This window comes from Streptomyces sp. NPDC059454 (genome assembly GCF_042749965.1).
In the GTDB taxonomy this organism is placed as follows: Bacteria; Actinomycetota; Actinomycetes; order Streptomycetales; family Streptomycetaceae; genus Streptomyces.
The window spans coordinates 1-1,352 of the sequence record NZ_JBHYVC010000137.1 but is presented as its reverse complement, the minus strand read 5'-3'; the positions used below and the strand labels follow the sequence as shown (position 1 = coordinate 1,352).

Sequence of the window (1,352 nt, the reverse complement as noted above, 5' to 3'; positions counted from 1 at the left end):
GGTGCGCCGGTGATGTCGGTCGGGTCCATGGCGGGCCGGCCGGTGTCGGCCGGTCAGTTGGGTGCGGCGTCCGGTGACGCGGGTGCGCTGTACGGCATCGAATGGGTACCGGGGGTTGCCGGTGCTTCCGGTGCGGCGTGGACGCCATGGGAAGACGTGGCGCAGGCCGAGGACGTGCCGGAGACGGTGGTCCTGGACTGCGGTGCCGATGCTGATGCTGCCGCCGGTGTGGATGTGCCGGTGGGTGTGCGGTCGGTGGTGCACCGGGTGCTGGGCGTGGTGCGGGAGTGGCTGGCCGGTGAGCGGTTCGCCGGTTCGCGTCTGGTGGTGGTGACGCGGGGTGCGGTTGCGGTCGGTTCGGCCGGTGACGTGGTGCAGGCTCCGGTGTGGGGTCTGGTGCGTGCGGCGCTGGCGGAGAATCCGGGTCGTTTCGCCCTGGCCGACGTCGACGGCGGCACGGACGCCGATGTGGACGTGGCCGTGGCGGCCGTGGTCGCCGGTGAGCCGGAGGTGGCCGTACGGGACGGCGCTGTGCTGGTGCCGCGCCTGACCCGCCTGCCGTCGCCCGCGTCGCAGGAGGTGCCCGCGCTGGACGCCCCGGGTGCGGTTCTTGTCACGGGTGGTACCGGTGGTCTGGGTGCGGTGGTCGCCCGTTATCTGGTGGCCGAGCGCGGGGTGCGGGACCTGGTCCTGACCTCCCGGCGCGGCCCGGACGCTCCCGGCGCCACCGAACTCGCCGAAGAACTCACCACGCTCGGCGCGCGGGTGGAGATCCTGGCCTGTGACGTGTCCGACCGGGACACGGTCACCCGGCTCGTCGGCTCCCTGGCCTCTGAGCGTGGTCTGCTGGCGGTCGTCCATGCCGCCGGTGTGGGTGACAACGGGCTGGTGGGTGCGCTGTCGCCGGAGCGGGTGGACGCTGTTCTCGCCCCGAAGGCGGATGCGGCGTGGTGGCTGCACGAGGCCACCTGTGAACTCGATCTGGCGGCGTTCGTGTTGTTCTCGTCGGCCGGTGGTCTGGTGCTGACGGCCGGGCAGGGCAATTACGCGGCGGCGAATGTGTTCCTGGACGCGTTGGCGGCGCGTCGGCGGGCGGAGGGTCTGCCGGCGACGTCGATGGCGTACGGGTTCTGGGACGTGGGTGCGGGGCTGGGGCAGTACCTGAGCGAGGTGGACCGTCGGCGGATGGCGTCGCAGGGTCTGCCGGTGCTCTCCCACGAGGCGGGGCTGGAGCTGTTCGCGGCCGGCCTGGACCGCGGTGAGGCGACGGTCGTTGCGCTGCGGGTCGACACCGCCGCCCTGCGCACCCGTACCGACGAGGTCCCCGCTCTCCTCCGCGCCCTCACCCCGAC

The 1,352-nt window shown here is 73.2% G+C and carries 1 protein-coding gene; it reads left to right on the top strand.

Annotated features, from left to right (window positions below; genetic code table 11):
• Positions 1–156: 156 nt before the first annotated feature.
• Positions 157–1,352, top strand: a 1,196-nt coding sequence (locus tag ACFXAE_RS36140) for a beta-ketoacyl reductase (protein WP_384723963.1), incomplete at its 3' end; no start/stop codon positions are given.